This window comes from Rhodoferax sp. P1_F3 (genome assembly GCF_056405715.1).
Genome location: NZ_JBFUBO010000003.1, coordinates 29859 through 47189, shown reverse-complemented (window position 1 = coordinate 47189; position 17331 = coordinate 29859). Strand labels below are relative to the sequence as shown.

Annotated in this window: 14 protein-coding genes; 11 read left to right on the top strand and 3 right to left on the bottom strand. The window is 61.1% G+C overall.

The genetic code is table 11. From position 1 onward, the window contains the following. Positions 1-192: 192 nt before the first annotated feature. Positions 193-2472, top strand: coding sequence for an RNA polymerase sigma factor RpoD (rpoD, locus tag AC1DZ5_RS06085; RefSeq protein WP_477887117.1), 2280 nt, complete (start codon positions 193-195; stop codon positions 2470-2472). Between the two features lie 97 nt (positions 2473-2569). Next, positions 2570-3412, top strand: coding sequence for a shikimate dehydrogenase (locus AC1DZ5_RS06080; RefSeq protein WP_477887115.1), 843 nt, complete (start codon positions 2570-2572; stop codon positions 3410-3412). 9 nt (positions 3413-3421) lie between these two features. Here the strand turns inward: AC1DZ5_RS06080 and AC1DZ5_RS06075 are convergent, their stop codons facing one another. Continuing rightward, positions 3422-3703, bottom strand: a complete 282-nt coding sequence (locus tag AC1DZ5_RS06075) for a late competence development ComFB family protein (RefSeq protein WP_477887113.1) — start codon at positions 3701-3703, stop codon at positions 3422-3424. 243 nt (positions 3704-3946) lie between these two features. On the opposite strand from AC1DZ5_RS06075, the gene AC1DZ5_RS06070 reads away from it, so the two are divergent. The 9 genes from AC1DZ5_RS06070 (at position 3947) to AC1DZ5_RS06030 (ending at position 14491) form a co-directional block, all read left to right on the top strand. Beyond that, the gene (locus AC1DZ5_RS06070) at positions 3947-4258 is read left to right on the top strand and encodes a winged helix-turn-helix transcriptional regulator (RefSeq protein ID WP_477887111.1); all 312 of its coding nucleotides are present in this window, start codon (positions 3947-3949) and stop codon (positions 4256-4258) included. Between the two features lie 156 nt (positions 4259-4414). Continuing rightward, entirely contained in the window at positions 4415-4768 is a 354-nt protein-coding gene (locus tag AC1DZ5_RS06065) for an FKBP-type peptidyl-prolyl cis-trans isomerase (protein WP_310338283.1), read from the top strand. A 98-nt stretch (positions 4769-4866) separates the two neighbouring features. Next, positions 4867-5433, top strand: coding sequence for a nucleotide exchange factor GrpE (grpE, locus tag AC1DZ5_RS06060; protein ID WP_477887109.1), 567 nt, complete (start codon positions 4867-4869; stop codon positions 5431-5433). A gap of 107 nt (positions 5434-5540) precedes the next feature. Continuing rightward, complete coding sequence (dnaK, locus tag AC1DZ5_RS06055; RefSeq protein WP_477887107.1) at positions 5541-7487, top strand: molecular chaperone DnaK; 1947 nt, start codon at positions 5541-5543, stop codon at positions 7485-7487. 92 nt (positions 7488-7579) lie between these two features. Further along, positions 7580-8716, top strand: a complete 1137-nt coding sequence (gene dnaJ, locus AC1DZ5_RS06050) for a molecular chaperone DnaJ (protein ID WP_477887105.1) — start codon at positions 7580-7582, stop codon at positions 8714-8716. Between the two features lie 89 nt (positions 8717-8805). Continuing rightward, positions 8806-10170 (top strand): MBL fold metallo-hydrolase RNA specificity domain-containing protein, encoded by a 1365-nt coding sequence (locus tag AC1DZ5_RS06045; protein WP_477887103.1) that lies wholly within the window; start codon positions 8806-8808, stop codon positions 10168-10170. Positions 10171-10208: 38 nt separating this feature from the next. Further along, complete coding sequence (gene trhO / locus AC1DZ5_RS06040) at positions 10209-11159, top strand: oxygen-dependent tRNA uridine(34) hydroxylase TrhO (protein WP_477887101.1); 951 nt, start codon at positions 10209-10211, stop codon at positions 11157-11159. Positions 11160-11166: 7 nt separating this feature from the next. After that, entirely contained in the window at positions 11167-11817 is a 651-nt protein-coding gene (locus tag AC1DZ5_RS06035; RefSeq protein WP_477887099.1) for a glutathione S-transferase, read from the top strand. Positions 11818-11992: 175 nt separating this feature from the next. Next, complete coding sequence (locus AC1DZ5_RS06030; protein WP_477887097.1) at positions 11993-14491, top strand: DUF1631 family protein; 2499 nt, start codon at positions 11993-11995, stop codon at positions 14489-14491. Between the two features lie 75 nt (positions 14492-14566). Here AC1DZ5_RS06030 and AC1DZ5_RS06025 read toward each other — a convergent pair whose 3' ends face one another. Beyond that, entirely contained in the window at positions 14567-15532 is a 966-nt protein-coding gene (locus AC1DZ5_RS06025) for an NAD(P)H-dependent flavin oxidoreductase (RefSeq protein ID WP_477887095.1), read from the bottom strand. 2 nt (positions 15533-15534) lie between these two features. Continuing rightward, complete coding sequence (locus AC1DZ5_RS06020) at positions 15535-17325, bottom strand: acyl-CoA dehydrogenase (protein ID WP_477887093.1); 1791 nt, start codon at positions 17323-17325, stop codon at positions 15535-15537. Between the last annotated feature and the right edge of the window lie 6 nt (positions 17326-17331).

Genomic DNA, 17331 nt, shown 5'->3' with positions numbered 1-17331 from the left:
CCGGGCCAGGCCAACCGTTGACACTAGTTCACGACCGGCCACCTTACCGCAAGGACTGCATTCCAAATGATCGCCCTCCCTTCTTGCCATTGGGGAATGACCTTCCCTGTCTTGCCACCTACTTCGCCTGTCGCGTGACGTAGCTGGTTCCTGTTCTGTTTGCCAGTTTTTTTGTTGTTCTGAGGTTTTTGCATGCCCGCTTCAAAATCCGCCAAGCCCGTCCAGTCCGCCAGCAAGTCCGCGTCGAAGACCGAAAAGAAAGCCTCCTCCGTGCCCGCATCCAAATCCAAAGCCGACCTCCTTGCCGCTGCTGACGAGTTACTGAAGAAAAAGAAACCCGGACGCCCTGCCAAGGCAGCCGCTGCCGAGTCCGACGCACCTGCCAAGGCCACCACGGGCGCCAAGCGCGGCCGCAAGCCCAAGGCCGCGGCCGAGTCGTCCGGTGGTGGTGACGACATGGACATGTCGGACATCGAGGCCGACTTGGCCGGAGAGCCGGTCGTTACCCCTGGCGAGAAGGTCAAGCCTCTGCGCATGAAGATCAGCAAGGCGAAAGAACGCGCCTTGATGAAGGAATTTGGCCTGGACGAAACCGTCCTGTCTGAAGAAGACATGGCCAAGCGCCGTGCGCGCCTCAAGTCCCTGATCACGCTGGGCAAGACCCGCGGCTACCTGACCCACGGCGAAATCTCCGATCACTTGCCCGACAAGCTGGTCGATGCTGAAACGCTGGAAGTCGTGATCTCCATGTTGAACGACATGGGTGTGGCCGTTTACGAACAGACCCCAGACGCAGAAACCCTGCTGCTGAACAACAACGTATCGACGTCCGCCACGGTGGAAGAAGCCGAAGAAGAAGCTGAAGCGGCTTTGTCTACGGTGGACAGCGAGTTTGGCCGCACCACTGACCCCGTGCGCATGTACATGCGCGAAATGGGCACCGTCGAGCTGCTGACCCGCGAAGGCGAAATTGAAATCGCCAAGCGCATCGAAGGCGGCCTGATGGCGATGATGGAAGCGATCTCCGCTTCCCCCGCCACGATTGCCGAAATCTTGCGCCTGGGTGAAGACATCCGCGAAGGCAAGGTCGTTATCACCACCATCGTGGACGGTTTCTCCAACCCCAATGAGGCCGACGACTATGTGGCCGAAGAAGACTTTGATGAGTTCGACGAAGCCGACGATGACGACGGCAAGGGCGGCTCCAAGGCGCTGACCAAGAAGCTCGAAGAGCTGAAAAAGCAGGCGCTGGAACGCTTCGACAAGATGCGCGAGCTGTTCGAGAAAGTCCACAAAGTCTATGACAAAGAAGGCTATGGCACACCTGCCTATGTGAAGGCCCAAAGAGCTCTGAGCGACGAGCTCATGACCATCCGCTTCACCGCCAAGGCGATTGAAAAGCTGTGCGACATGGTGCGCGGCCAGGTGGACGATGTGCGCAAGAAAGAGCGCGAACTGCGCCGCATCATTGTGGACAAATGCGGCTACCCGCAAGAGCACTTCATTGCCGACTTCAGTGGTCGTGACAAGAACGGCAACAAGATTGCCTCCAACCTGCTGAACCTCAAGTGGATTGAAAAGCAAGCCGCCTCCGGTAAGCCCTGGGCCGCCGTCATGGGCCGCAACATTCCGCCCGTGCAAGACCTGCAGCAAAAGCTGATGGACCTGCAAGCCCAGGTGGTGGTGCCTTTGGACCAGCTCAAGGACATCAACAAGCGCATGAACGAGGGCGAGTACTCGTCCCGCGCGGCCAAGAAGGAAATGATCGAGGCCAACTTGCGCCTGGTGATTTCTATCGCCAAGAAGTACACCAACCGTGGCCTGCAGTTCCTGGATCTGATCCAGGAAGGCAACATCGGTTTGATGAAGGCCGTGGACAAGTTCGAATACCGCCGCGGCTACAAGTTCTCGACCTACGCCACCTGGTGGATTCGCCAGGCCATCACGCGCTCTATCGCAGACCAGGCACGCACCATCCGTATCCCGGTGCACATGATCGAAACCATCAACAAGATGAACCGTATCAGCCGCCAGCACCTGCAGGAGTTCGGCTTTGAGCCCGATGCGTCTGTGTTGGCCGCCAAGATGGAGATCCCGGAAGACAAGATCCGCAAGATCATGAAGATCGCCAAAGAGCCGATCTCCATGGAAACGCCGATCGGAGACGATGACGACAGCCACCTGGGCGACTTCATCGAAGACAGCGCCAACACTGCGCCCATGGAAGCCGCTATGCAGGCCGGCCTGCGCGATGTGGTCAAGGACATCTTGGACAGCCTCACGCCACGCGAAGCCAAGGTGCTGCGCATGCGTTTCGGTATCGAGATGACCAGCGACCACACCTTGGAAGAAGTGGGCAAGCAGTTCGACGTGACCCGCGAACGCATCCGCCAGATCGAAGCCAAGGCGCTGCGCAAGCTCAAGCACCCCAGCCGTTCGGACAAGCTGCGCAGCTTCACCGATACGCTGTAAAGCCCCCCCGGCTTTCACAAGCCATTTAGCGCCCCAGCCCACATGGAATGTGCGCGGGGCGCTATTTTTTTGATAGTACTTTTTGTATTGCTACCCAATGGCCAACGATCAACCGTACCAACTTGCCGGCGTCATGGGCTGGCCCGTCGCCCACTCGCGCTCGCCGGTCATTCACACACACTGGATTGAAGAGCACCGCTTGCGCGGAGCCTACGTACTGCTGCCGGTGCAGCCGGAAAAAATTGAACAAGCACTGCGGGCCCTGCCCACGCTGGGCTTTGCCGGTTGCAACCTGACCATCCCGCACAAGGTGGCGGCCATGGGCATCGTGGACCACCTGGAGCCGCTGGCCCAGCGCATTGGCGCAGCCAACACCATCGTGGTGGGGGCGGATGGGTCGCTCACTGGCCGCAATACTGACGCCTTCGGTTTCATTCAGAGCCTGCGCGACGCAGCCCCTGCCTGGCGCGCGGATACCGGTCCGGCCTGCGTGATGGGTGCGGGCGGCGCGGCCCGCGCCGTGATTGCAGGCTTGCTGGACGAGGGCGCCACCGAAATCCGCCTGAGCAACCGCAGTGACGCCAAGGCAGTGGACATGGCACAGGAGTTTGGTCCACAGGTACACGCCGTACCCTGGGCCCAACGCCACGGGGCACTGGAAGGCGTGGCCCTGCTGGTCAACACCACTAACCAAGGCATGCACGGCCAACCCGCACTGGATCTGGACTTGCACGCACTGCCTGCCACCGCACTGGTGTCGGACATCGTCTACGTGCCGCTGGAAACGCCGCTGCTCACCGCCGCCAAGGCCCGTGGCAACACCACGGTCAACGGTCTGGGCATGTTGCTGAACCAGGCACGCCCGGCGTTTGAAGCCTGGTTTGGGGTATCCCCCTCGATTTCGCCCGGCCTGCTGACCAAGGTGATGGCGACTTTCTGACGCAAGCTTTCAGAGGTTGGCTTTGGCCGAGCGCTCACGCACAAAGCCAAAGGCAAACTGCAGCACTTCCTCCAGCGACAGCTCGATCGCGTGGCGTTCCTGCTCGGTCAGGTAGAACATCATGTCCACATCGTGGCGCACGTAGCGCGCCGGCAGGCGGTTCAACGCCACACAGGCCACATCGGCCAGCATGTCGTTGGTGAAATCCTCAAACATGGGCGCACGGCGCACCACTTCTTCAAAGACCAGGCGCTCGTAATAGTTGTGAACCTGTTCAAAGTTGAAATTCATTCCAGTCTCCAGATAGGGCGTGCCTGTGGGCCTCGACAGGCTGAACTTAGCATCTCCCCGGAGGGCTGGCAAGAGCGTCCGCACGGGTCTAAAAATGGTGTTTTTGGGGTTTAGCCCCCGAAAAGTGAGCGCCACCAGCTATGAAACTTGTAGCAGCCAGAAATCTGCGATATAGTTTCCCCTCATTTCAGCGGTTCGTGCCATTGCGCACAACCAGTCATGGTCTAGACAAAGGGTAAGGTAATGAGTGCAAAAGAAACGGTCGCTGTGGGTCAATTGCTGGGATTGCTGGAATCCCGCTACGCGATTCGTGTTTTGTGGGCCTTGCGAGATGGCCACGCACAAACCTTTCGTCTCCTGCAAGACAGTGTAGGTGGCATCACTCCCAACACCCTGAACACCCGCATCAAGGAACTGCGCGAAGCCGGCCTGCTGACCCATGGCAGCGACGGCTACATCGTGACCCCCTCAGGCGCAGACCTACTCAAGCGCCTGGGCGACTTGCAAGCGTTTGCCGTCAAGTGGTCCACCAGCCTGGCCAAGAAGGCCAAGTAAACCGGACCCCGGGCCCCTGGCGGGCCCCACTCCCCCACAGACAGGTTTGACCTGTCTTTTTTTCGTCTGCGGCATAATTTAGGGTTTTCTGGCCCGTGGGCGCCTGTGCGCCGTGCGCTGTCAGCTACTGTTTTTATAGCAAAAAGGAACTTTTTCATGCAAACCACCGCCACCGGCCTGCAATTTGAAGACACCATCGAAGGCACCGGCCCCGTGGCCGCCAAGGGCCAAAGCGTGAAGGTGCACTACACCGGCTGGCTCTACAACGACGGCACCCAGGGCGCCAAGTTCGATTCCAGCAAAGACCGCAACGACCCCTTCGTGTTCCATCTGGGCGCTGGCATGGTCATTCGCGGCTGGGACGAAGGCGTGGCCGGCATGAAGGTAGGCGGTGCGCGTACCTTGATCATCCCCGCAGCCTTAGGCTATGGCGCCCGCGGCGCTGGCGGCGTAATTCCTCCCAACGCCACCCTGAAATTCGACGTGGAACTGTTAGGCCTGTCGGGCTAAAGCACCCTGTGGCACGCCAAAGCGTGCCCAGCACCTCTTGAAATGCCCCTTCGGGGCTCCAACTGAGGCGCAGTCAAGACCAACTTCGATCCAAACGCATGTCAGACACCACTTCCACCACCCCAAATCCCAACCCCGCTGCGGCCAACTACCAAAGCACAGAAGACCTGGCGGCCGCCCAAGCCCCGCAGGAAGGTGATGCGTTGGCCCAAGCCCAGGCTGAGCTGGCCACCTTGCAAGCCAAGAGCAGCGAGCTGGCCGACCAGTTTCTGCGCGCCAAGGCCGAGGCCGAAAACGCCCGCCGCCGCGCCGAGGATGAAATCTCCAAGGCCCGCAAGTTCGCGGTGGAGTCATTTGCCGAAAGCCTGCTACCCGTGGCCGACAGTCTGGAAGCCGGCCTGGTGATCAAGGACGCCACTCCCGAGCAAATCCGCGAAGGCGCCCAAGCAACCTTGCGCCAGCTGGTTGCAGCGCTGGAACGCAACAAGGTGATCGCCATCGCCCCCGCTGCGGGTACCAAGTTTGACCCGCACCAGCACCAAGCCATCAGCGTGGTGCCTGCCGAGCAGGAGCCCAACACCGTGGTGAACGTACTGCAAAAGGGCTATTCCATAGCGGATCGCGTGCTGCGCCCAGCCTTGGTGACTGTGACGGCTGCGAAATAAAGCAAGCGCCTTAAAAAATAACACTTTGAGCGCTGTGGGCTCTTGAAAAGAAAAAAGTAACCCACACGTTATCCACATCTGAATTTTCAAATTAGCAGGAGTAAATCATGGGAAGAATCATCGGCATTGACTTGGGTACCACCAACAGCTGCGTTGCCATCATGGAAGGCAACACCGCCAAAGTGATCGAAAACGCGGAAGGTGCACGCACCACGCCCTCCATCATTGCGTACCAGGAAGACGGCGAAGTGCTCGTTGGCGCGTCCGCCAAGCGCCAGTCGGTGACCAACCCCAAGAACACGCTGTATGCGGTCAAACGCCTGATCGGCCGCAAGTTCTCTGAAAAAGAAGTGCAAAAGGACATCGACCTGATGCCCTACACCATCGCTGCGGCCGACAACGGCGACGCCTGGGTGGAAGTGCGCGGCAACCGCATGGCCCCCCAACAGGTCAGCGCCGACATTCTTCGCAAGATGAAGAAGACGGCCGAAGACTACTTGGGCGAGGAAGTGACCGACGCGGTGATTACCGTGCCCGCCTACTTCAACGACGCACAACGCCAGGCCACCAAAGACGCTGGCCGTATTGCCGGTCTGGACGTGAAGCGCATCATCAACGAACCCACCGCTGCTGCGCTGGCGTTTGGCCTGGACAAGAACGAAAAGGGCGACCGCAAGATCGCCGTGTACGACTTGGGCGGCGGCACGTTTGACGTGTCCATCATTGAAATCGCTGACGTTGACGGTGAAAAGCAATTTGAAGTGCTGTCCACCAACGGTGACACCTTCCTGGGCGGCGAAGACTTCGACCAGCGCGTGATCGACTTCATCATCACCGAGTTCAAGAAGGAACAAGGCGTCGACCTATCCAAGGACGTGCTGGCCCTGCAGCGCCTGAAAGAAGCCGCTGAAAAGGCCAAGATCGAGCTCTCCAGCAGCTCGCAAACCGACATCAACCTGCCCTATGTGACGGCCGATGCCTCTGGCCCCAAGCACCTGAACATCAAGCTGACCCGCGCCAAGCTGGAAGCCCTGGTAGAAGAGCTGATCGAACGCACCATTGCACCTTGCCGCACAGCCTTGAAGGACGCCGGTGTTTCCGCATCGGACATCCATGACGTGATCTTGGTCGGCGGCATGACCCGCATGCCCAAGGTGCAAGAGAAGGTCAAGGAACTGTTTGGCAAGGAACCCCGCAAGGACGTGAACCCTGACGAAGCCGTGGCCGTGGGCGCTGCGATCCAGGGCCAGGTGCTGTCGGGCGACCGCAAGGACGTGCTGCTGTTGGACGTGACGCCTCTGTCTCTGGGTATTGAAACCCTGGGCGGCGTGATGACCAAGATGATCACCAAGAACACGACCATCCCCACCAAGTTTGCACAAACCTTCTCTACTGCCGAAGACAACCAACCGGCCGTGACGATCAAGGTGTTCCAGGGTGAGCGCGAAATCGCCGCCGTGAACAAGATGCTGGGTGAATTCAACCTCGAAGGCATTCCACCCTCGGCCCGCGGTACTCCGCAAATCGAAGTGTCGTTTGACATCGACGCCAACGGCATCTTGCACGTGGGCGCCAAGGACAAGGGCACCGGCAAGGAAAACAAGATCACCATCAAGGCCAACTCCGGTCTGTCCGAAGCCGAGATCCAGCAGATGGTCAAGGACGCTGAATTGAATGCGGCCGATGACAAGAAGAAGCTGGAACTGGTGCAAGCCAAGAACGAAGCCGATGCCAATGTGCACAGCGTCAAGAAGAGCCTGGCCGAATACGGCGACAAGCTCGAAGCTGGCGAGAAGGAAAAAATCGAAGCCGCCATCAAGGACCTGGAAGACACGCTGAAACAGGATGACAAGGACGCAATCAAGGCCAAGAGCGAAGCGCTGATGGCGGCCAGCCAGAAGCTGGGCGAAAAGATGTACGCCGACATGCAAGCCAAGCAAGCTGCTGAAGGTGGCACAGAAGCTGCTCCCGAACAAGGCGCACAGGCATCCTCCAAGCCCGCGGACGACGACAACGTGGTGGACGCGGAAGTCAAGGAAGTCAAAAAAGGCTGATTGCGCTGACAAGCGCAGCTGAAAGATGCCGCGTTGAACGCCAGCTGGGGTTCAACGCGGCTTTTCTGTTGTAAACGGGCACAGAGATACACATGGCCAAACGAGACTATTACGAAATCCTGGGTGTTGCCAAAAACGCGTCCGAGGATGAGATCAAAAAGGCCTATCGCAAGCTGGCGATGAAGCACCACCCTGACCGCAACCAGGGAGATAGCGCCAAGGTCGCAGAAGAGAAGTTCAAGGAAGGCAAAGAGGCCTACGAGATGCTGTCGGACGCGCAAAAGCGCGCCGCCTACGACCAGTACGGCCACGCCGGTGTGGACCCCAACCGCGGTGGTGGCGGGGGTGGAGAAGGCTACGGCGGTTTTGCCGAAGCCTTTGGCGACATCTTTGGCGACATGTTTGGCCAGCAGCGTGGCCGTGCCGGCGGCGGCGGGCGCCAGGTCTACCGTGGCAGCGATTTGAGCTACGCCATGGAAGTGACGCTGGAAGAAGCGGCCCGTGGCAAAGACGCGCAGATCCGCATCCCCAGCTGGGACGCTTGCGACACCTGCAAAGGCAGCGGCGCCAAGCCGGGCACCCAGGTCAAGACTTGCGGCACCTGCAATGGCGCGGGCTCAGTGCAGATGCGCCAGGGCTTCTTCAGCGTGCAGCAAACCTGCCCTACCTGCCGCGGCAATGGCAAGGTGATTCCCGAGCCCTGCATTGCCTGCAGCGGCCAAGGCAAGATCAAGCGCCAGAAGACGCTGGAAGTCAAAATCCCTTCCGGTATCGACGGTGGTATGCGCATCCGCAGTGCGGGCAATGGAGAACCGGGTACCAACGGTGGCCCGCCCGGTGACCTGTACATCGAGATCCGCCTGAAGAAGCACGACATCTTTGAGCGCGACGGCGACGACCTGCATTGCTCGGTGCCCATCAGCATCGTGACGGCATCGTTGGGTGGTGAGATTGATGTGCCCACGTTGGCCGGCAAAGCTGCCATCGACATTCCCGAAGGTACGCAAACCGGCAAGCAGTTCCGCCTGCGCGGCAAGGGCATCAAGGGCGTGCGCTCCAGCTACCCCGGCGATTTGTATTGCCACATTGCGGTGGAAACGCCGGTCAAGCTCAGCGAACACCAGCGCAAGCTGCTCAAGGAGCTGGACGAGTCCTTCAAAAAAGGCGGTAGCAAGCATTCCCCCTCGGGTGACAGCTGGACCGACCGTTTGAAGAGCTTCTTTAGCTGATCCAGGTCAAGAAAAGCGGGGCTTCCCCGCGCTCCTTGCAAGCCGCCCGGTCTATAAACGACCCGACGGCTTTTTTCTTGGAGGACTCCATGGGCGTTTCCATCACTTTTCTCGGCGCTGCGGGCACGGTCACGGGCTCCAAGTACCTGGTACGGCATGGTGACCAAGCCTTGCTGGTGGACTGCGGCCTATTCCAGGGCTACAAGCCCCTGCGACTGCGCAACTGGACCCCCTTGCCCATAGTGCCCGACCAGGTAGATGCAGTGTTACTGACCCATGCGCACCTGGACCACAGCGGCTACCTACCTTTGCTGGTGAAGGAAGGCTATCGGGGCCCCATCTATGCTTCATCGGGGACGCGCGACCTGTGCCGCATCTTGCTGCCCGACAGCGGGCACATCCAGGAGGAAGATGCGGCGTTTGCCAACCGGCACGGTTTTTCGAAACATAGCCCGGCCTTACCTCTCTATACCCGGCAGGATGCTCTTGACTGCCTGCCGCTGATCAAAACTGTGCACCATCGCAGCACCTTCCAACCCTTGCCCGGCTGGCGTGCCACCTTTCAACCCGCAGGCCATATCCTGGGGGCGTCCAGCATCCTGCTCGAGGTCGCCGGGCGCAAAATTCTGTTCTCAGGCGACCTGGGGCGCCCCGATGACTCCCTGATGAACCCACCGGATGCCGCTCCGGCGGCCGACACCGTGCTGATCGAATCCACCTACGGTGACCGCACCCATCCGCAGGACAACTTGCTGGCCGAATTGGGGCCCGCCCTGCAACGTCTGGCGGCCCGAGGCGGGGTTGCTGTGGTACCTGTATTTGCGGTGGGGCGTGCCCAGGCCTTGTTGCATGCCATTGCCCAACTCAAGGCAATGGGTACGCTGCCCCACGGTTTGCCGATTTTTCTGGACAGTCCGATGGCTGTTCACACCACCCACTTGTTTGCGCAGCATCCGGGAGAGCACCGGCTCAGCCGCGACGAAGTGCATGCGATGACCCATGCTGCGACCATGATCCAAAGCACCGACGAGTCCAAAGCACTCGCGTCACGCCATGGCCCCATGGTGATTCTCTCGGCCAGCGGCATGGCCACTGGTGGCCGGGTACTACACCACCTGGCGCACCACGCGGGCAACCATCGCAACATGGTCATCCTCACTGGCTACCAATCCCCGGGCACGCGCGGCGCCACATTGGCCAGCGGCGCACGCAGTGTGCGCATTCATGGACACGACGTGGAAGTCCAGGCCGAAATCGTACAACTGGAGTCGGCCTCGGCCCACGCAGATGCGGCCCAGCTACTGGAATGGCTGCGCAGCAGCTCCTCCACACCAAGCCAGGTCTATGTGGTGCACGGCGAACTGTCGGCCGCCGACACGCTGCGTGGTCGCATTGAACACGAACTGCATTGGCGTGCCATGGTGCCCGAACACGGATCCACCTGGCCCTGCTAACCCCCCAGAACCTTCCTGCACCAAGGCACAATTGCACGATGTCTTCTCCCCGCTACCTGACTGCCGCGTTCTACAAGTTTGTCGACCTGCCCGACTACGCCGAGCGCAAGCCGGCACTGCTGGCCTTCTGTGAAGCGCGCAACGTCAAAGGACTGATCCTGCTAGCGCGCGAGGGGATCAACAGCACGATTGCCGGTGCGCCCGACGATGTGCTTGCGGTGCTAGCCCACCTGCGTGCCGACCCGCTGCTGGCCGACCTGCAGCACAAGGAATCCTTTGCAGACAAGGCGCCCTTCTACCGCATGAAGGTGCGCCTGAAAAAGGAAATCGTCACCATGCAGGTGGACGGCATCAGCCCCACGCACATGGCCGGCACCTACGTCAAACCCGAAGACTGGAACGCGCTGATCTCCGATCCTCAGGTGGTGGTGGTTGACACGCGCAATGACTACGAAGTGGAGATTGGCACCTTTGCGGGCGCCATCAACCCGCACATCAAAACCTTTGCAGAGCTGCCCCAGTGGGTACAGCAATCGGAACAGTTGACTGCTACTGGTGGCAAGAAACCCAAGGTCGCCATGTTTTGCACGGGTGGCATCCGCTGCGAAAAATCCACTGCCTATATGCGGGCACAGGGCTATGACGAGGTCTACCACCTGGAAGGCGGCATTCTTAAATACCTGGAGACCGTCGCGCCCGAGAACAGCCTGTGGGAGGGCGAGTGCTTTGTGTTCGACGAACGCGTCTCGGTAGGCCACGGCCTGGTACCTGGCCACCACGGCCTGTGCCGTGCCTGCCGCCAACCACTTGAGGATGGCGCCACGGCGTCCCCGCTGTACGAAGCGGGTGTAAGTTGCCCGCGCTGCCACGCCCACACCAGTGACACCCAGAAAAACAGCGCCCGCGAACGCCAGCGCCAGTGGGAACTGGCCAAGGCGCGCCAGCAGGTGCACATCGGTGCCGTCTTGCCCAAGCCCGTTGCTGGCTGAAGTTGGCATGTCGCTGCCGGTGCTGTATTCGTTCCGGCGCTGCCCCTATGCCATGCGTGCCCGCATGGCAGTCGCGGTGAGCCGGCAGACATGCGAATTGCGTGAGGTGGTGCTGGCCCACAAACCCACAGAACTATTGCTTGCCTCACCCAAAGGCACGGTTCCGGTGCTGGTGCTCGTCGATGGCGCCGTCATCGATCAAAGCCTCGACATCATGCTCTGGGCCTTGCAGCGGCATGACCCCGAACACTGGTTGCCCACCACAGAGGCAGCGTGGGAACGCACGCGCAGCTGGATTGCCGAGAACGATGGGCCGTTTAAGCAGGCGCTGGACCGTTACAAATACCCACACCGCTATGCCCTGCCCGATGGCCTGGCCCACCGGGCTGCGGGTGCCGTGTTTTTGCAGGCGCTGGACGCAGTGTTGTGCACCCAGGCCTATCTGGCTGGCCCGCAATTCGGGCTGGCCGATGCAGCGCTGGCCCCTTTTGTGCGCCAGTTCGCCCACACCGACGCTCTGTGGTTTTCGCAGCAGCCCTGGCTTGGGCTGCAGAAATGGCTGGCGCAGTTCGAGCAATCGCCCACCTACCTGCGCGTCATGGACAAGCTGCTTGCCTGGAAACCCGGGCAAGCCGCTGTGACTTTTCCATCCATTTGACGAAAATTTACAAATCGTTACTAGAAACTGTGTATCAGGTGGGTAAATCTGGGTGCCCGGTCATGCCAGGGACTAGGGATGGCCCATGGTCCATGCGATCATTCCACATCAAAATTCAGTCGATGGACGAGCGGTTCGCAGGCCCCCAAGGTGCCGCGTTACCTTTCAGTAGCACATGAGCGCATTTCAGTCCTTTTCAGCCAGCAACAGCACCCCCGAGTCGCGCGCACAAGCGTTGCGGTTGGTGCGCGCGATGATGGGCAAAACGCTGGGCTATTTTGAAGACCGCGAAGAAGCCCAGCTCAAACAGTTCCGCGTCCATCTGCTGGATCTGGCAGACAGCAAGCTGCCCTTGCTGCATTCCCAAAACCTGCGCACGGCAGCCATGCTGCTGGATCGCCAGGCTACAGCCTTCAACCGCCTGTACCGCGATGCCCTGCAGCAAACCTTGAATGAAGAAGTGCGTGCTGTCTGGCCCGAGATGGAGAAGCTGGGCGCCAAGCCCACACCCCTGACAGACCACGCGCTGGACGGCATGACGTTGAGCCTCATCGACTTGGACGAGGTGCACCGCATTCTGCTGCTGGACCGCGTGGCCCAGCAGTTCAACAACCACTACGACGCCACCCTCGCTCCGCTGACGCAAAAGCTGGGGGCCTTGTTTGGCATTGAATCCCCTTCGGTGTCGACCAACCCCTTCCGCCCCGAGATCCTGCTGCGTGCCTTCATGGTGGCGTGGGAAAAAGGCGAGTTCGATCCGCAGGTGACCGAACACCTGGTGCAGGCACTGGACGTTGCCCACACCATCAACCTGGCGCCGCTGTACACCGACTTGGGCGCCACGCTGGCGCAAGCCGGCGTCCAGGCGCAGACGGTGCACCGCATCCGCAAATCGGTATCGTCAAACTACGCGCCGCTGACCGGTTCCGCACCGCTCAGCGAATCGGGCGCCCAAAGCAGCCAGGCTCCTTTGCAATCGGCCCCCGCGCCCTTGAGCGGTGGTAACGGCGCTGCCGGATCGTTGGGCGCAGCCTTCGCCCCGGAACCCGCCCGTAGCGCATGGAGTGCGCTGGCTCCCGCGGGCCAGCACATTGCCACCCAAGTCAAAGCCTTTTTGCAACGCCTAGGCGTAGGGTCAGCAGCTGCCGGCCCCCGAGGCCCAGGTGCTGTCGCAGGCCCCGCCGGACGAGGCCCAGTCGCCTATGGCGGCGGTGGCGGTATGGGTGGTGGAGGTATGCAAGGTGGTGCGCCCGAAGACTTTGATGGCAGCACCCAGGGCCAGCAATACGACTATGTCCCCGGCCAGTACAGTGGTGGTGCGCCAGCCGACCCGGCGCTGCTGAATTACCTGGGCCAGATGCAAGCTGGCGCAGGGTTGGGCCAGCCGTCTTCGCGCTTCCAGTTCTTGCAGCCACAAGAAGACGGCCCCGGCCACCACAATGTGCTGCGCCAGATCCGCGAGCAAGAAGAAATTCGCCTGGCGCCCGAGCTGGACCGCGGCACCGTGGACGCGTTGGCCGAGGTATTCGACTACGTGTTTGCCGACCAGGCTATCCCCTCGCAAATGAAAGTGGTGATTGGCCGGCTGCAAATTCCGGTGCTGCGTGCGGCGATGATGGACCGCGACTTTTTCCTCAGCAGCGAACATCCGGCGCGCAAACTGGTGGACACGCTGGCCTCCTCCTCGGTGACCTGGACCCCTGAAAAGGGCGAGGAAGACCCGCTCTACGTGCGCATCGAGCACACGGTGCAGCGCGTACTCAGCGAGTTCGATGATGACCTCACGCTGTTCAGTCTGCTGCTGGCCGAATTCACCGAGTTTTTGTTCGAGAGCGAACAACAGGCGCAGCAACAGATTGAGCCCGTCGCCGACGTGCAGCGTGACGAGGAAGCACTGAATGCCGCGCTGGCCCACGCCGACGAGATCATCCATGCCCGCATCAGCGCCCTGCCCGACAACCTGCCGCTGGTACCTTTCCTCAAGCCTTTCCTGACCACCGAGTGGCGCCAGGTCATTGCCGCAGCCTGGATGCTGGAAGACACCGAGCCCGGCCGCTGGAATGCCGCATTGCAAACCATGGACCAGTTGATCTGGAGCACCCAGCCCAAGACCACGCCGGAAGAACGCAAGGCGCTGGTTGCCGTGCTGCCCGAGTTGGTACGGGTTTTGAATGTGGAGCTGGACGCCATTCACTGGTACGGCGACCCACGTGCTACCTTCACGCGCAGGCTGATCGGCACCCACATGCTGGCGATCCGCATGAAAGCGCCGCCCCCCATCGACACGCAGAGCGCTGCACTTGAAGAAAGCGCGGGCCAAGCCGCCATGGAAGCGCTGGACCAACGGCGTGCCACACAACTCACGGTGCAGGATCCTTCAGCGATGGACGATTTTGACGCCAGCGCACAGCTGCTGACGCGTGGCGTGTGGTTTGACGTAGCCGAGCCCGACGCCACGCCGCACCGCTGCCGCCTGAGTTGGGTCAGCCCCATGCGCACACGATTTTTGTTCACCAACCGCGAAGGCTTTGACGCCTTTGTCCGGTCTGAGCGCGAAGTAGCCGACATGCTGCGCCTGGGTCACCTGCAGCTGCTGGACCAAGCACCGATTGTGGAGCGTGCCCTGAACCAGCTGATGGCTGGCAACGAAGAAGAATTACGGTTGCAGGCCTGAGTCTTTCAGGCTGCTCTCAAAAGAATAGCGCCCCGCGCATATAGCACGGGGGCTAGAAGCCTAAATTCCTTAAATTTATGCGTAGTTGCGGGCCAGCAGCTCGGCCTTGGCGGCGGCGTATTCACGCTTGAGCTGGGCCACGTACTCACCCGCGGGCTGCACCTTTGTCACGGCGCCAATGCCCTGGCCACAGCCCCAGATATCCTTCCAGGCCTTCGCAGAGGCCCCACCAAAGTTCATCTTGCTGGGGTCGCTCTCGGGCAGGTTGGCCGGGTCCAGGCCGGCAGCGCGGATGCTGGGTGCCAGGTAGTTGCCGTGCACGCCGGTGAACAGGTTGCTGTAAACAATCTCGTCGGAGTCGTGGGCCACGATGGCGTCTTTGTACTCCTGCGCGGCGCGTGCTTCCTCGGTGGCGATGAAGGCCGAGCCGATGTAGGCGAAGTCCGCCCCCATGGCCTGCGCAGACAGCACGGCAGCACCGGTGGAGATGGCGCCGCTCAGCGCGATGGGGCCATCAAACCACTGGCGAATTTCCTGGATCAGCGCAAACGGGCTCTTCACGCCCGCGTGGCCACCCGCCCCCGCAGCCACGGCGATCAGGCCGTCAGCGCCCTTCTCGATCGCCTTGTGCGCGTGCTTGTTGTTGATGATGTCGTGCAGCACCACACCACCGTAGCTGTGGGCTGCGGCGTTGATTTCCTCTCGCGCGCCCAGGCTGGTGATGATGATGGGCACCTTGTACTTCACGCACAACGCCATGTCGTGCTCCAGCCGGTCATTGCTCTTGTGCACGATCTGGTTGATGGCAAAGGGCGCAGCGGGCTTGTCGGGATGGGCCTCGTTGTAGGCGGCCAGCGTCTCGGTGATTTCTTTCAACCACTCTTCCAGCAGCTCGGCAGGGCGTGCGTTGAGCGCGGGCATGGAGCCCACGACACCGGCAATGCACTGGGCAATCACCAACTTGGGGTTGCTGATGATAAACAGCGGCGAGCCGACGACCGGGAAAGGCAGGGCGTTCAGGGGCGCGGGCAGTTTGGACATGCTCAGAAAGCCTCCAGTGCCAATGCGGTCACGCTGTCGGCGCCTTCCACAATGCTGTCGCGCAAACCGCCGGCCTTGGCCAAGTGGTGGTCCGCATAGAAACGCGCGGTGGTGATCTTGGCTTGCATGAAGGGCACATCGTTGCCCGCAGCAATTTGCTTCTCGGCCACCAGCAGCGCGCGCGCCAGCTGCCAGCCCGCCATCAGGTTGCCGGCCAGCATCAGGTAGGGCACGCTGCCCGCAAACACGGCATTGGGGCTGGCCTTGGTGTTGCCGGCCACGAAGTCCACCACGTCAATGAACGCCAGGCGAGCGGCCTTCAGGCGCTTGGCCACAGCCAGCGCATGGGCGGAGCCGCTGGCAGCCAGTTCAGCTTCGGTCTTCTCAATCTGCGCCGCAATACCCTTGGCCACCTGACCGCCATCGCGCGAGGTCTTACGGCCCACCAGGTCATTGGCCTGGATGGCGGTGGTGCCTTCGTAGATCGTCAGGATCTTGGCGTCGCGGTAGTACTGGGCCGCACCGGTTTCTTCGATGAAGCCCATGCCGCCATGCACCTGCACGCCCAGGCTGGTGACTTCCAAACTCATCTCGGTGCTGTAGCCCTTGATCAGCGGCACCATGTATTCGTAGAAGGCTTGGTTCTGCTTGCGCGTATCGGCATCGGGGTGGTGGTGGGCCGCGTCGTAAGCGCTGGCGCCCACGCTGGCCAAGGCGCGGCAGCCCTCGGTGTAGGCGCGCATGGTCATCAGCATGCGTCTCACATCGGGGTGGTGGATGATGGGTGCGCTGGCGGCAATGGAGCCATCCACGGGGCGGCTTTGCACGCGGTCCTTGGAGAACTGCACGGCCTTCTGGTAGGCACGCTCGGCAATCGCAATGCCCTGCACGCCCACACCGTAGCGCGCAGCGTTCATCATGATGAACATGTATTCCAGGCCACGGTTTTCCTGGCCCACGAGGTAGCCGATGGCGCCGCCGTGGTCGCCGTACTGCAGCACCGCGGTCGGGCTGGCCTTGATGCCCATCTTGTGTTCGATGGAAACACAATGCACATCGTTGCGCGCGCCCAAGGAACCGTCTTTGTTCACCATGAACTTCGGGCAAACAAACAGGCTGATGCCCTTCACGCCTTCAGGCGCACCGGTCACGCGGGCCAGCACCAGATGGACGATGTTCTCGGCCATGTCGTGCTCACCCCAGGTGATGAAAATCTTGGTGCCAAACACCTTGTAGCTGCCGTCGGCCTGCGGCTCGGCGCGGCTGCGCACCATGGCCAGGTCGGAGCCCGCTTGCGGCTCGGTCAGGTTCATGGTGCCCGTCCATTTGCCGCTCACCAGATTTTCCAGATACGTGGCCTTCAGCTCGTCGGAACCTGCCGTCAGCAGCGCTTCAATCGCGCCATCGCTCAGCAGCGGGCACAGTGCAAAGCTCATGTTGGCGCTGTTCACCATCTCGCCGCAGGCGGCGCCAATGGTCTTGGGCAGGCCCTGGCCGCCGAAGTCGGTGGGGTGCTGCAGGCCTTGCCAGCCGCCGTCGGTGAATTGTTTGAAAGCTTCCTTGAAACCCGGCGTGGCCGTGACCACGCCGTCTTTCCAGCTCGACGGGTTTTTGTCGCCTTCCCAGTTCAACGGAGCCAACACACCTTCGGTGAACTTGGCGGACTCTTCCAACACTGCTTGAGCGGTATCCAGACCCGCGTCTTCAAAGCCAGGGAGTTGCGCGATCTGTTCGATGTTGGCCAGGTGCTCGATGTTGAACAGCATGTCCTTGACGGGGGCGACGTAGCTCATGGGAGT

Excerpts from the sequence above, each read along its gene's own strand:
- AC1DZ5_RS06070 (WP_477887111.1), top strand. The coding sequence starts at position 3,947 with ATGAGTGCAAAAGAAACGGTCGCTGTGGGTCAATTGCTGGGATTGCTG.
- AC1DZ5_RS06065 (WP_310338283.1), top strand. The coding sequence starts at position 4,415 with ATGCAAACCACCGCCACCGGCCTGCAATTTGAAGACACCATCGAAGGC.
- AC1DZ5_RS06080 (WP_477887115.1), top strand. The coding sequence starts at position 2,570 with ATGGCCAACGATCAACCGTACCAACTTGCCGGCGTCATGGGCTGGCCC.
- rpoD (WP_477887117.1), top strand. The coding sequence starts at position 193 with ATGCCCGCTTCAAAATCCGCCAAGCCCGTCCAGTCCGCCAGCAAGTCC.
- AC1DZ5_RS06020 (WP_477887093.1), bottom strand. The coding sequence starts at position 17,325 with ATGAGCTACGTCGCCCCCGTCAAGGACATGCTGTTCAACATCGAGCAC.
- AC1DZ5_RS06030 (WP_477887097.1), top strand. The coding sequence starts at position 11,993 with ATGAGCGCATTTCAGTCCTTTTCAGCCAGCAACAGCACCCCCGAGTCG.
- AC1DZ5_RS06075 (WP_477887113.1), bottom strand. The coding sequence starts at position 3,703 with ATGAATTTCAACTTTGAACAGGTTCACAACTATTACGAGCGCCTGGTC.
- AC1DZ5_RS06045 (WP_477887103.1), top strand. The coding sequence starts at position 8,806 with ATGGGCGTTTCCATCACTTTTCTCGGCGCTGCGGGCACGGTCACGGGC.
- grpE (WP_477887109.1), top strand. The coding sequence starts at position 4,867 with ATGTCAGACACCACTTCCACCACCCCAAATCCCAACCCCGCTGCGGCC.
- trhO (WP_477887101.1), top strand. The coding sequence starts at position 10,209 with ATGTCTTCTCCCCGCTACCTGACTGCCGCGTTCTACAAGTTTGTCGAC.
- dnaK (WP_477887107.1), top strand. The coding sequence starts at position 5,541 with ATGGGAAGAATCATCGGCATTGACTTGGGTACCACCAACAGCTGCGTT.
- dnaJ (WP_477887105.1), top strand. The coding sequence starts at position 7,580 with ATGGCCAAACGAGACTATTACGAAATCCTGGGTGTTGCCAAAAACGCG.
- AC1DZ5_RS06025 (WP_477887095.1), bottom strand. The coding sequence starts at position 15,532 with ATGTCCAAACTGCCCGCGCCCCTGAACGCCCTGCCTTTCCCGGTCGTC.
- AC1DZ5_RS06035 (WP_477887099.1), top strand. The coding sequence starts at position 11,167 with ATGTCGCTGCCGGTGCTGTATTCGTTCCGGCGCTGCCCCTATGCCATG.